The sequence below is a fragment of the Mesorhizobium sp. M0478 genome (assembly GCF_040321305.1).
Lineage (GTDB): Bacteria > Pseudomonadota > Alphaproteobacteria > Rhizobiales > Rhizobiaceae > Mesorhizobium.
Genome location: NZ_JAMYRH010000015.1, coordinates 1 through 13,328 on the forward strand (window position 1 = coordinate 1; position 13,328 = coordinate 13,328).

At 58.5% G+C, this 13,328-nt stretch carries 9 protein-coding genes and 1 pseudogene; 6 read left to right on the top strand and 4 right to left on the bottom strand.

Annotation, left to right across the window (positions count from 1 at the left end):
- A partial coding sequence (locus NKI64_RS26975; RefSeq protein WP_352671079.1) for a class I SAM-dependent DNA methyltransferase occupies positions 1 to 371 on the bottom strand: 371 nt, incomplete at its 3' end.
- A 1,517-nt stretch (positions 372 to 1,888) separates the two neighbouring features.
- Between NKI64_RS26975 and NKI64_RS26980 the strand changes: the two genes are divergently transcribed.
- Positions 1,889 to 3,652: a CocE/NonD family hydrolase gene (locus NKI64_RS26980; RefSeq protein ID WP_352671081.1), complete on the top strand. Its 1,764-nt coding sequence runs from the start codon at positions 1,889 to 1,891 to the stop codon at positions 3,650 to 3,652.
- A gap of 439 nt (positions 3,653 to 4,091) precedes the next feature.
- On the opposite strand, the gene NKI64_RS26985 is transcribed toward NKI64_RS26980, so the two are convergent.
- Positions 4,092 to 4,973: a MurR/RpiR family transcriptional regulator gene (locus NKI64_RS26985; RefSeq protein ID WP_352671083.1), complete on the bottom strand. Its 882-nt coding sequence runs from the start codon at positions 4,971 to 4,973 to the stop codon at positions 4,092 to 4,094.
- Positions 4,974 to 5,825: 852 nt separating this feature from the next.
- Here NKI64_RS26985 and NKI64_RS26990 point away from each other — a divergent pair.
- Genes NKI64_RS26990 through NKI64_RS27010 form a run of 5 tightly spaced genes read left to right on the top strand, consistent with a single transcriptional unit; the run spans position 5,826 to position 11,297 of the window.
- Positions 5,826 to 7,436, top strand: coding sequence for an ABC transporter substrate-binding protein (locus NKI64_RS26990; protein WP_352671086.1), 1,611 nt, complete (start codon positions 5,826 to 5,828; stop codon positions 7,434 to 7,436).
- A complete protein-coding gene (locus NKI64_RS26995) occupies positions 7,436 to 8,377 on the top strand; it encodes an ABC transporter permease (RefSeq protein ID WP_352671089.1) in 942 nt (313 codons plus the stop codon). Before NKI64_RS26990 ends, NKI64_RS26995 begins: the two co-directional genes overlap by 1 nt.
- Before the next feature lies 1 nt (position 8,378).
- The gene (locus tag NKI64_RS27000) at positions 8,379 to 9,260 is read left to right on the top strand and encodes an ABC transporter permease (protein ID WP_352671092.1); all 882 of its coding nucleotides are present in this window, start codon (positions 8,379 to 8,381) and stop codon (positions 9,258 to 9,260) included.
- A gap of 7 nt (positions 9,261 to 9,267) precedes the next feature.
- A complete protein-coding gene (locus tag NKI64_RS27005; RefSeq protein ID WP_502901400.1) occupies positions 9,268 to 10,269 on the top strand; it encodes an ABC transporter ATP-binding protein in 1,002 nt (333 codons plus the stop codon).
- The gene (locus tag NKI64_RS27010; protein WP_352671098.1) at positions 10,266 to 11,297 is read left to right on the top strand and encodes an ABC transporter ATP-binding protein; all 1,032 of its coding nucleotides are present in this window, start codon (positions 10,266 to 10,268) and stop codon (positions 11,295 to 11,297) included. The genes NKI64_RS27005 and NKI64_RS27010 overlap by 4 nt, the downstream gene beginning before the upstream one ends.
- An 80-nt stretch (positions 11,298 to 11,377) precedes the next feature.
- Here NKI64_RS27010 and NKI64_RS27015 read toward each other — a convergent pair.
- Together NKI64_RS27015 and NKI64_RS27020 are read right to left on the bottom strand one after the other, a co-directional pair.
- Positions 11,378 to 12,377, bottom strand: a pseudogene (locus NKI64_RS27015) (IS481 family transposase).
- A gap of 115 nt (positions 12,378 to 12,492) precedes the next feature.
- Positions 12,493 to 13,242: a class I SAM-dependent methyltransferase gene (locus tag NKI64_RS27020; protein WP_352671101.1), complete on the bottom strand. Its 750-nt coding sequence runs from the start codon at positions 13,240 to 13,242 to the stop codon at positions 12,493 to 12,495.
- Positions 13,243 to 13,328: the final 86 nt, after the last annotated feature.

Here is a 13,328-nt window from a genome sequence, read left to right on the forward strand (position 1 = left end):
CCTTGGACATGGCGGTAGACACGGGTTTCCCGGGCCTTTTCGGCCATCTCCTCGGAGAGGTCGAACCCGTCGATCAACCCGAAGCCGAGGCGGTCCAGCTGCATGCCGAGCAGGCCTGTTCCGCAGCCGGCGTCAAGGATTGAGATGGCTGCTCGCTGCTTGGCCAAATAGGCGGTCTGCACGGCGCCCGCCAGTTCCGCCACGATCATCGGCCCGCAGTACCCATCGCGGCCGACATCCAGATCGTAGGAACTGGCCCATTCGCGATAGAAGTGGGACAAGCGATCGGCGTCGCTGTCGAGGGCGTGGGAATCCTTGATGCGCTTTCGTGCGGCTTGCTCCAGTGTGGTCCGTTGATCGAGGGTGTTCATGCCAGTTCCTCCGTGTAGGGCAGATGGTCAGCGGCGGCGCGCCGGTCGGCACCTGCTGCCGCCTCGCAACGAGGGTTTCAAAACTCGTGCCAATTGGCCGAACGAGGCGAAGAAAACATTTCTTAGTGAGAGCCATGCTGTTCGCACCGATGTTTGCAAACATCGTGCCGATTTGGCGGATCGTGCCGAAGAAGAATATTCTTCCGTGCGGCAGGATGCCAGGCCGCCCCGCACCGGGGTCGCAGACTCGACGAACCCGACAGGTGATGTCGGGGACCCGACGTTTTTAAGGGAGTCAATCGGCGCTGAGTTCTTGAGGGGACCGACGGCTCCGTTCGACGTTTTCCGCGAGCTCAAGTGCAATGCTTTTGAGTATGCCAGACGCCGGATCTGAGCGGCTACTATCTGGCGCTTGGCACACTGCCGAGGCGCTGCGTGCCGAACAGGTCGAAACGGCTCATTGCGTCTTGCGACAGGAGCTTCCTCGGGCTGGGGGTCGGACACAGGGTGCCGGACGTCGTTATCTACGAGTCCAGTTACGCCCCGTCGATCCGGAAGCGCGGCGGTCCTGCCAAGCAACTGCAGGATCATGTCGAGCAGGTCCGCAGGGGTCAGCGTTCGAGAATCTGGTGGCACCGCCAGCGAAAGCAAGCATCTCATCGATAGATTCGCACATCTGGCAAATACTCTGGAAATGGGCAAGTCGACCCATCCCATGAGCACGGTGGGTGAGGAACAGGTACTTCCGGGTCGATGGACACCGGTACTGGGACTTCGCTACGAAGGGTCCGGCAGATGCCAGTACCAGCGGGCGCCGGCTCTTCTGCGCAATGACGATCCCGATTACGAGGCACGTCAAGATCCGGGGACTGGCTAATCCATTTGATCCGGCAGGGTCCACTTTCTTCGCCCGCTGTCGATTGCGAAACCCTCCGTCCCGTGGCCGAGGCGCTCGGCTACGACTTGGCCGAGTCTAAGGCCGTTCTCGCCGCCTGATTCCATCCTCCCGTCTCGCCCGCCGGTTCGTTCCGGCGGGCCTTGCAACGATTGGCCAGAGGCGTCTTCCCTCCCCTTTCCGTCAATGTCCGCCATGAAGTTCCTCGGTGCGACACTGGTCGACGATGAAAGCTGAACGCGTCCGAAAATAGACGTCACCTCCCGAAATAGTCCCTCCCCGTGAGGGTGATTTTCATCCAAATACGGGACCCCTTAAGCCAAGCAACGACACTGAGTTGCCGGCTGTCCTTCTGTTCGATCCGTTCATTCGCCTTTCGACCAAGGACGCGCCTGGGATCTTGCTGAATCGCACCCAAGCCCTTCTTGTTTTTCTCAGCCTTCAATTGCGCTTCTTCCTTCTCGGCACTTGCGGGCGGCTTTGACGACCAGCCAGAACCTTTTGCTCTCCTTGCATTGGAGCTTGTTCGCCAGCAAAGTCATATGTTGCATCGACTCCACAAATGATCTAAATGTTTCTTTAGAGTGGGCGCCGGTGCTCACTTGTCAATATGGACATACGCATGAGCCTCGCTCGTCAGGAGCCTTTAGAACCAGTTTTAAACGTTGATATCGGTTGCGCTATGCCCATACGGCACAAGGTCGGCCCGCTCGAATCGACGTACCTCACCATGCGGGATGGCGTGAGGATCGCATTGGATGTCGCCCGTCCAATGGGTGACAGCGCCAACGCCAAGCGCAACACCATTCTGGTGATGACACGCTACTGGCGGGGCGTCAAAGGAGAGCCGTCCAATGAATGGGCTGACCTGTTTGTCCCGCACGGCTACGCCGTGGTCGTCGGAGATGTTCGCGGTACAGGCGCATCCTTCGGCGTTTGGCCCCATCCCCGTACGCGTGCTGAAACATTAGATTTCAGCGAAGTACTCGACTGGATCGTCTCGCAGCCCTGGTCCACGGGCCGGGTCGTCGGACATGGTCTGTCCTACACCGCCAACACGTCGGACTGGATGGCGGAGCGAAATCATCCTGCGCTGAGGGGTATCATCCCGCGGCATGCCGATTACGATCCTTATGAAGATGAATTCTTTCCGGGCGGCGTACCAAACGCCTCCTTCGGGCGAGACTGGGGGAACAAAAACAAAGATCTGGATCGCAATCTTAGGATGCTCGCCAATGGCGAGCGCTCGCCGGGCGTTCGCCCCGTCGGATCGGGCGAAGCAGACCTCGAGGCGGCGTTGCGCGCGCACGAGCGGGTGCCATCCCTCTGGGAAGGCTTGCAGCAGGTAACGTTTAAAGACGATCGTCCCGACAGCTGGGCAGGAGACTCCATGCTCGACTGGAGTATCATGGAGGTAGCGGACCGGGTCTCTCACTCGGGCACGCCAACCCAAAACTGGGCGAGTTGGTTCGACGGCGGAACCGCGCAAGGGGCCATTCGCCGGTTCATGCAACAGTCAAATCCGATGACCGTGATCATTGGCCCTTGGAGCCATGGCGCCGGCAGGGCCCGGGATCCGCTACGGGAAGTGGGTGAGGCGATCCTTCCGGCGCCGCCGACGCAGGAGGCAATTGACACCCAATTCGCCGAATTGTGCTTCAACGGCCAGGTTACCCGAGAGCATGGGAAGCTCCTCCACTACTACACCCTCGGTGAAGGCGTTTGGAAATCAACCCGCTCATGGCCGCCCCTCGCAACCCGTCAACGCTGGTATTTTGGGAGTGGCTCCCGCCTGAACTCATCCCCTGATGACACCGGGTTCGACTCGATTCTGGTCGATCCTGAGCTGGGGGACCCAACTCCAACGCGGTGGGATTTCGCACCAACCGTAAATCTTGCAGGAGATCATCGACGGTTGGATGCCGGTAGCCTCGCCTATATGAGCGAGCCGCTGACGCGTGACCTTGAGATCACTGGCCATCCTGTCGTCCATTTGAACATCACCTCGACCCGCGAGGACGGCTCTTTTTTCGTCTATTTCGAAGCCGTAAGGCCGGACGGTGTATCCTGTTATCTCACCGAAGGTCAGTTGCGCGCCCTGCACCGGAAGGTGTGGGCCGAATCACCATTCAGCGCCCTAGGACCGCAGCATAGCTATCTGCAACGGGACGCCGAACCGCTCACGCCGGGCAAGGCTACTATCCTGGCGTTCACCTTACAGCCGATCTCCGCCCGTCTCCCGGCAGGTTACCGCCTGAGGGTGGTTCTCGCCGGCAGCGACCACCCCACGTTCACCAGTGTGCCCGCGGACGGGCTGCCGCCGTTGCTCAAATTTCATCGTGGTCCGACCGGTTGTTGCATCGACTTACCGATCATCGGATCCTGAGAAACAGAACCCGAATAGCGACGGGTCCTCGCAGAGCCGTAACCCCAGCGGCATTCCGCACTCGGCGCGGGGGGCACGGCTCCGATATGCTGGCGCGCATGTTGTGCCCTGTAGAGCGGAAGGATTTTAAGTTTGGTCATATCCAGCTCGAGGAAATTATTTCGGCGTTCGTTTAACTGACCCCTTTTGAAGATTTGACCGATTGTGTCGCAAACGGCCTCGACGGTTTGCCCGCGCCAACTTGTTCGCCACGGCGATCGCCAGGGGCACTCGCAGCTTTCTCGCCGGCATATGCGCCGGCCAAGATCCTTGGCAATCTGCCGCAACGGCACCGAGACAATCGGCTCGAGCGCGTCGGCGAGCCTTGAAGCTTGAAATGAGCGCCGGCCAAATGAACCTTTGAATAGCGGCTCTGTGAACTGCTCCCGGTCGATCGGAATTAGCGCATGCGCGGTCTCTGCAGGACATAAGTGTCGAATGCTGCGAGATGTGCTTCGTTCGCCGCCAAGGCATCAAGCGCGCGGCTTCCGCGCTTGGCCGCGATCAGTTCCACGAGACACTCCACCGCCGCGAATGCCGGAGTCATGGTGTGAAAAACCGAAGGCATTTCGGTCCGAACGCGGATCACAATTTCCGATAGTTTAGCGATCGGAGATAGCTCGCTGTCGGTCAATGCGACTAGCTTCGCACCGCGCGAGACCGCGAACTCGGCGACCTGCATTGTGTAGCGACTGTATGGACTAACGCTAACCGCCAGCAAAACGTCTCGTGAACCGATAGACCGAAGCGCATCATTGGCCGTGCCCCCTATTCCGTCGACTAGCATCGTGGGCGAGCCGAGCAATGACCCGACATAGTGCATCAGATGGGCTACGGGAAAACTTGAGCGGACACCGATGCAGAAGATAGATCGTGACTTCACCATGAAATCGGCGGCCGCTGCCAGGGCGCCAATCACGGCTGGGTTTGCGAACTCACTTAGATGGCCATGCAAGGCTTTGATTGTATCGCCGATCAGAACGCCGTCGCTCCCGAGGTCCGGTGGCGGCAGTGTTTTCTTCGCGTGCCCCGCGAAACTTACCGGCCGGTCCCTGATGCTGTCCGCGAATATCTCTTTCAATCTGTCGAAACCATCGAAGCCAAGGCGCTTTGCAAGTCGCGTTAATGTCGCTGGAGGCACTCTTGCGCGGCGCGCCTGCTCTCTCATCGACAGCAATGCGACCTCAGTCGGATGGTCGAGCAACCAACGCGCAGCGACCTGCATTTGCTGCGGGAGGAACTCGTAGCGGTCCTTGATGGCGCTAACGATTGGCAAATCCATTCCGATATATACTTTCGCGAGAGCCGATGCTGAGCAGAAAATACAGCCGTTCTTTCACGGCTTATTATTAGTGCCGCCTCCTTGTGGAAGGATGTGCGACAGTATGCGATGCTCGGCGGGACCGGAGTGGATCGGGCCTGCAGGTGCTACGCCGCCGCCGAGAGGTAACTCGATTGAGATCGCAAAGCCGGTCATACGGTCGACTACTCATCTGGCGCGGGGCCCGTCTCAGGCGATTTGAAATGCTGTTGCCCGATGCCACCGACCTGCAGACCAGCGCGATGAGACCGGTCGCGAACTCAAGTATCTGGGTAACCACGGCGCCCTTCGGTTTATAACGGACTGTCAAGGGAAAGCGCGAAAGGCGAGAGCTGGTCCAATATCACTGAAGGTACTGCTGACATCAACGTCGATGCAAGTTGCGTGCCGGACTAGCATCGGTCTGCACTGCACCATTTTTTCGGTAGCAGGGCCCTAGCCCAAGCAAACTCTTCGGTCGGGTTTCGGACATTCTTGTCAGGCTTCGGACACAACATGCGCGGTAGGCAAATAGCCGCGACGCCGTTGTCACGTTGCCCGCGGCCTGGAGGACAGACCCGACTTGGCCTTTCATCGTTTGGTGGTGATGCGCTTGCTGCTTGCCCCGCAGGAGATCGCCCGAGGCTAAAGTCTTTGGCGGCGCTCGCGAGCCCGCCAGCATTTGGGGCCCAGTTTGAACGTCCGGAGGGCGCGGTCGAATGGAAACCGGGAAACAGTTCTCTCGTCGGGCGCGAACCATAGCGCACCCAAGCCACATTTGACTCATGAGGAGAAATATGCAACGTTTGTTTCAACCCAAAGGGAGGAACCAGCATGACAATTTGTAGACGCACCTTTGTTAAGGCCGGAATGGCCGCCGGAACGGCGTTTGCGATCCCATCAATCGTTCGGGCGCAGACTTCTCCCGCTGACGCCCGGACTGTGCGCATGGTGAAAGAGGACCTTCGCATCTACGATCCGGTCGCCTCGACTGCAAACATTACCCAAGAGCATGGCTTAGCGATTTACGACACGCTTTTTGCCTTAGATTCCAGGTTTACGCCACAGCCCCAAATGATCGAAAAGTGGGAGGTATCCGACGACAAGAGGACCTATACATTCGAGCTCCGGGACGGGCTAGGCTGGCATGACGGCAGCCCTGTCACTGCGGCCGATTGTGTCGCTTCGATCCGGCGATGGGGGCAAGTGGATGCGGGCGGGCAACTGCTCCTACGGCGGGCCAAGGATATTTCGAAAAACGACGACAAGACCTTCACCATCGCTCTAAAGGAACCGCTGGGCCTTTTGATCGATATTTTAGCATCAGCCTCAGGCCAGTTCCTTTTTGTCATGCGCGAGCAGGACGCGAACCGTCCCGCTACCGAGCAGGTTACTGCGAACATCGGATCCGGGCCATTCAAGTTCAATGAAGCTCTTACGAAGCAAGGTAATGTTGTCACTTATGACCGCAATGAGAAATACGTGCCACGAAAGGAAACTCCTTCTGCATACGCCGGGGGAAAAATCGCCAAAGTAGATCGTGTAATGTGGAACAATATAGCCGATCAGCAGACTGCTTTCGCGGCACTGCAGGCTGGCGAGGTGGATTTTTCTACGAATGTCCCCGCAGACCTTTACCCGGCAGTAGAAGGCGACCCCGATCTTGAGCTTCAGGTGCTCAATAAGTCGGGAAATGTTGCATTCGTGCGGATGAACTGCCTGCAAAAGCCTTTCAACAATATCAAAGCGCGGCAGGCCATCGTTCTTCTGATCGATCAAGAGGCTATGCTGCGCGGAATGTATGGTGATCCAAAATATATCCGCACGGCGACCTCGATGTTCGGGAACGATACGCCTGCTTCAAATGACGAAAATACAGCTTGGTTCAAAAAAGGGGGCGATCCAGAAAAAGCGAAACAGTTGTTCAAGGAGGCCGGATATGCAGGCGAAAAGGTCGTTATCCTGCAGCCGACCGATTGGGCGTCAGTAAGCAATGGCTGCCAACTGCTGGTAAGCGCATTGCGCAACATTGGAGTGAACGCTGAGCTTGCTCCGAGCGACTGGGGCGGTCTAGCCACACGTCGGTCAAACAAGGGACCGGTGGAGAGCGGCGGCTGGAGTATATTTATCTCCGACTGGCCCGATTTCGCTATGGGCGATCCGATCAGCAATGTTCTCTTAGCCGCTAATGGTGATAAGGCTTGGTATGGTTGGCCGAAGAACGATGAGTACGAAGCTCTCCGGGCCACGTGGGCGAATGTTCCTACTTCGGAGGAACGCAAGGCATTGGCCCGCAAGATGCAAAAAATTTGGTGGGACTTCGCCGGTTACGCTCTTATAGGCCAAATCATTGCACCTATTGCGCACCGGAAGACGCTTACTGGTCTCCTCGATACGCCCGGCGGCTACTTGGCAATGTGGAACATGGAAAAGGCGTCTGCCTAGTGGCCGTCTACGTCCTACGCAGAATGGTTTCGGCCATCGCCGTCATGGCGATGGTCGGGATTTTCGTCTTCCTGCTACTCAGGTTGGCGCCCGGCGACCCGGCGGCCATGATCGCCGGCAGATCGGCGACGGCGGAGATGATCGCCGGCATACGCGAGCAACTGGGCCTGAACGATCCCATGCCAGTTCAGTTCTTACGTTGGGTGCGCGACATGCTCAGGGGCGATTTTGGCACGTCAATCTTTGCGGGACGACCGGTTCTTGAGCTCATCTCACAGCGACTTGAACCGACAACTTCTCTGTCGATCCTGACGATGATCCTGTCAGTGACTGGGGGGGTTTCGTTCGGTATCCTTGCCGCGTGGCGAACTGGCGGCCTGATAGATCGGCTCCTCGCGGCCTTTTCCGCGCTTGGTTATTCCGTTCCTGTCTTTGTCATCGGTTATTTTCTCATTTACTTCTTCGCGTTCAGGATGCATTGGCTTCCGGTCCAGGGATATGCGTCGATTGATAGTGGCCTCGGTCCTTGGTTTGTGCATCTTATCCTGCCAACCGTGGCTTTAAGTCTTGGTTATATCGCGTTTATGGCGCGGGTTACGCGGGCCAGTATGCTCGAAGTGCTGTCGGAAGACTATATGCGGACGGCCGCTGCCAAGGGGGCTTCGTCCTATGCCATGCTTTTCCACCATGCCTTGAAGAATGCCGGCGTCCCCATTCTGACCGTCATCGGCATAAGCTTCGCCTATCTGATCGGCGGTGTCGTTCTGACGGAAACGGTGTTCAACATACCCGGTATCGGTCGTCTGGTCGTGGATGCAATCAACAACCGCGACTATCCCATCATCCAAAGCGTGCTCATCCTGACTTCTGGTCTGTACGTCTTGATCAACCTCACGGTCGATCTTGCCTATACGCTGATCGACCCACGCATTCGGTACTGATATGACGCTCATCACTGCGCCGGTTGAAATGCTCCCAACGGGCCGCCTAGGAATATCTGACCTTCCGCGTCTGGCAAGGCGGCATCCGCTCGTCCTAGCAGGCGGGGGGCTCTTGGCGCTGTTGATCGTTCTGGCGCTCGCCGCCCCACTTTTCGCCGGCGATGCGGTGAAAATGGATCCATTCAAGCGCCTCCAGCCGCCTTCGGCCGAGATGTGGTTCGGGAGCGACAATCTGGGCCGGAACGTGTTTGCCCGAACGATCTTCGGCGCCCGGATCTCCCTCATGGTAGGGCTGATGTCGGCGGCGTGCGCGGCTCTTGCTGGGCTTTTGATCGGTGTCATCGCCGGCTACAGCCGCAGCTTCGACAACGTCGTCATGCGGGTCATGGACGGCCTGATGTCGATCCCGACGATCCTGCTGGCGATTGCCCTCATCTCGCTGACGGGCCCCGGCATCGGCATCCTCATTGTTGCCATCGCCATCCCCGAAACGCCAGCCGTCGCGCGGCTGGTTCGTTCGGTGGTTCTGGGTGTTCGCGAGCGTCCCTACGTGGAGGCCGCGCTCTGCGGCGGGGCGCGCCTGCCCAAGGTGCTGTGGCGGCATATCCTGCCGAGCACCATTCCAGCTCTGATGGTCCAGGGAGCTACTGTTTGCGCCAGCGCGATCTTGACGGAGGCGGGGCTGAGCTTCCTCGGCGTGGGCGTGCCGCCCGAGATCCCCAGCTGGGGCAACATGATCGCCAGTTCGCGCCTGTATCTCGCCATCGCACCATTGACGATCTTCGCCCCCGGTATCTGCCTTGCCGTCACAGTCCTTGCCGTCAACCTGCTTGGCGACGGCCTGCGCGACATGTTCGATCCCCGCTCAAAGCGGAGACGTTGACATGCTGATGCGAGAATCTGCAGAGGATGATGTGCTTCTCGACGTTCGCGACCTTGCGACGCACTTTTACGGCGAGGAAAGCGTCACCCGCGCCTTGGGCGGCATCAGCTTCCAGGTGAAGAAAGGCGAAACGCTCGGCGTCGTCGGCGAATCCGGATGCGGCAAGAGCGTCACCGCTCTCTCCATCCTTCGCCTGCTGCCGAAGCTGACCGCCAGGACTGTCGGCGGCGAGGTGCGCTTTCACGGACGCGACCTGCTTGAGTTGTCCGATCGGGAGATGCGAAAGATCCGTGGCGACCAGATCGCCATGATCTTCCAGGAGCCGATGACGAGCCTGAACCCGGTCTATACGGTCGGCCACCAGATCGCCGAAGCGGTGCAGATCCACACAAAAGCGTCCCGTTCCGTTGCCATGGCAAAGGCCGAAGAGATGCTCCGGCTCGTGCGCATCGCGGATCCCGAGCGCCGCGTCAACAATTACCCCCACGAAATGTCAGGCGGCATGCGCCAACGCGCCATGATCGCCATGGCCCTTGCCTGCTCGCCGGAACTCTTGATTGCCGACGAGCCGACCACCGCGCTCGACGTCACAATCCAGGCGCAGATCCTGCGGCTCATTGTCGATCTGAAAGAGCGCACGGGAACGGCCGTGATGTTCATCACGCATGATCTTGGCGTCGTAGCCGAGACATGCCAGCGCGTGATCGTGATGTATGCTGGCCGGATCGTAGAACGAGCGAACGTGATAGATCTGTTCGCGCGTCCCGCGCACCCCTACACCCAGGGCCTGATGCGATCGGTGCCTGACCCGCGTCGCGGCCGTCAGCGCCGCCTTCCGGAAATCCCCGGCATCGTGCCAAGCCTGCGCGAGCCCCTTGTCGGGTGTAGTTTTGCTCCTCGCTGCCCGTTCGCAATCGATATTTGCCGCGAGAAGACGCCCGTCTTGCGTGATGTCGGGTCGAGCCACGCCGCAGCTTGCTGGCGCGCCGAAGAGGTGATGGGCGCATGAACGGTCCTCTGCTGAAAGTCGAAAATCTGACCAAGCATTATCCGCTCGGTGCTGGATTCCTGAAGAAGACAATTCCGGTGATCCGGGCGGTGGAGGATGTATCCTTCACCGTCGAGGCGGGCGAGACGCTTTGCATCGTCGGCGAATCCGGCTGTGGCAAGTCCACCGTGGCGCGGCTCCTGATGCGACTCGTGGAACCGACGGGTGGGCGCGTGCTGATCGACGGGACCGACATTGCAGGCCTCAAGAAGGACGTGCTTCACGCGTGGCGCCGTCGGATGCAGATGGTCTTTCAGGATCCTTACTCCTCGCTGAATCCGCGTCTCACGGCCGGGCAGATCATCACCGAACCCGTGGAGAATTTCGAGCGTCTCAGCCGGAAGCAGCGCAACGCGCTTGCCGCAGATCTTCTTCAGAAGGTCGGGATGTCGCCTGAGATGATGCATAGGCTTCCGTCCGAATTGTCGGGCGGTCAGCGCCAGCGGCTCGGCATTGCCCGCGCCCTGTCGCTCAACCCCTCTCTCATCATCGCCGACGAAGCGGTGTCAGCCCTTGACGTCTCCGTGCAGGCGCAGATCCTGAATCTGCTTCTGGATCTCCAGCAGCAGATGGGCATCGCCTTCGTCTTCATCTCGCATGACCTTGGCGTCGTGGAGCATATCGCGCATCGCGTCGCGGTCATGTATTTGGGGCGGATCGTGGAGCTCGCCCCGAGCGAGGCGCTCTTCGCGAAACCGGTCCATCCCTACACCGAGGCGCTGATCGCGGCGGCACCCGTGCCGGATCCGACGCGGGTCCGGCTGGAGGCGCCCGTTGAGGGCGAGGTGCCAAGCCCGATCAACCCGCCGAGCGGATGCGCGTTCCATCCGCGTTGCCCACTCGCGGTGGAGCGGTGCCGCATCGAAGTGCCGCCTTTGGTGCCAATGCCAGACGGGCGCGTCGTGGCTTGCCACGTGCGCGCGCCAGCCACTGACATCCCTGCCCTACCGGCTGCGGCGGCCTATCCTTCGCTGAGTCCTGTGGCATAACCACAGACGCCTTCACCCGATAGGACGTCTCGAGCGCAGGGTTAAGGTTATCGGCTCATGCGGCGACGTCAATCGTACGGTTAGTTTAAAATGTTTAGTCCCAAGGTTTGATGGGTTGGATCGAGCCTGAATCGTTCGGGCTCTTTTGTCCAGATTTTGCAGATGTATTCAAGGGGCGTGAGGCCCTTGAGGGTCTTCAGTCGACGGCCGAATTATAGGCTAAGACGAAATCGGCGAGATGCTGGCGCAGTTGGTCATGGCTCTCGTAGTAGAAGCGTTTGACGGTCGCATCCTTGATCGTGCGGTTCATGCGTTCGACCTGGCCGTTGGTCCATGGGTGCCTTGGCTTTGTCGTTCGGTGGTCGATATCGGCCTTGGCGCAAGTATGTTCGAAGGCGTGCGCCCATATGATTTCTCCCGCCGCCATGGCTTCCTTGATCAGCGGAACGGCCGAGCCGCCGGCACCTGGGGTCGTGAACTGAATGCCGTTGTCGGTAAGCACTGTGTGGATCTTGTAAGGGACAGCATCAAGAAGATGGCGCAGGAAATCGGCGAAGACCGCTGTCGTTGCCTTCTCGTGCAGCTCGACGAAAGCTAACTTCGAGGTCCGATCTATGGCCACGAACATATGCAGCTTGCCCTGCTCGGTTCGGACCTCGGCGACGTCGATATGGAAGTAGCCGATTGGATAGGCCTTGAACTTCTTCCTTGCCGGCTTGTCGCCCTCGACATCCGGCAACCTGCCTATCCCGTGACGCTGCAGGCAGCGATGCAAGGATGACCGCGACAGATGCGGGATCGTCGGTTGGAGAGCATAGAGGCAATCGTCCAGTGGCAGCAGCGTATAACGCCGAAAGGCGACGAAATGACCGCCTCTTCCTCAGTCGATAGCACTGTCGACTTCGGATCTCTGGGGCCAGTCGGAAGATCGGCGGCCGACGTCCGGTTCCTCCACTTCCTAACCGTCTTCTGATTGATGCCGTAGCGCTTCGCCAGCGCCCTCAGGCTCTCTTGACTATGCTGTATCGCTCGACGGATCGCCTCTGTCGTCGTGGCGCTCCCATGAAGAACCTGGCCCATAGCGCATCCTTTGATTCGGACGAAAAGTATGCGCCATCAAAGCCTGGGATCAAACATCTAGTTCGTAGCAGCAGGACTGAGGTTCCACGAAATTGTGCCGTTACTCCAGCGTGGACTACTTATGCGCGAGCACCACGAGGCGCGGGCCATCTGATGCAAACATTCCGCCTTCCTGCCCAAAAGCTTCGACAGTCTCGAATCCCGCGCTTCGCAACATGCGACTATATTCAGGAAACCCGTACTGCCTGAAAGACAGACTCGTTCGTCTAACGCAGCCATTGCGAACGACAATCCTTTCGGAGTTCAGACGTTCGGTCAGCGCATCATTGGTCATTATATCGATTCTAAGATCGTCATTACGCTGCACAACGTGGCAGGCAGGCGACTTGTCGCGCAGCAAAGCGAAGCGATTGACGTGATCAATTAGCAAACATCCGTCCTTTTTAAGTGAAGAAGCGGCCTCATGAAGAACTCTCTCATTGCCCGCATCGTCGAAATAGCCAAACGTCGTATACCACAGAAAAGCGGCATCGAACCGATCTCGCCAGGGAAGTGAACGCATGTCGCCAAGCACATATTCGACATCTACCCGACGCTCAGCTGCATCTTGTTCGGCCTTTTTAAGCAAGATCGGCGAGAGATCAAGTCCGACTACCCGCGCTCCTTTTTCTGCCAACCTGTTGGTAATCCGCCCATAACCGCATCCAAGTTCAAGAACTGAGCTTCCTTGTTTAAGGGACAGAAGCTCCCAAATTGCTCCAGCCTCCCGGTCACTTCTCTCAGGGGGGTTTACAAAGTCAGCAAAATGCAAGTAATCTTCACTGAAGTGAGAATGAAGACCTGATAATAAAAATTGGTTGTCCATCTCGACATTACCCCATTTTCTAGTGATTTCTGACTTCGAACCATCCTTGCATATAGCGCGTGGTTTTTAAAATCAAAGATTTATTA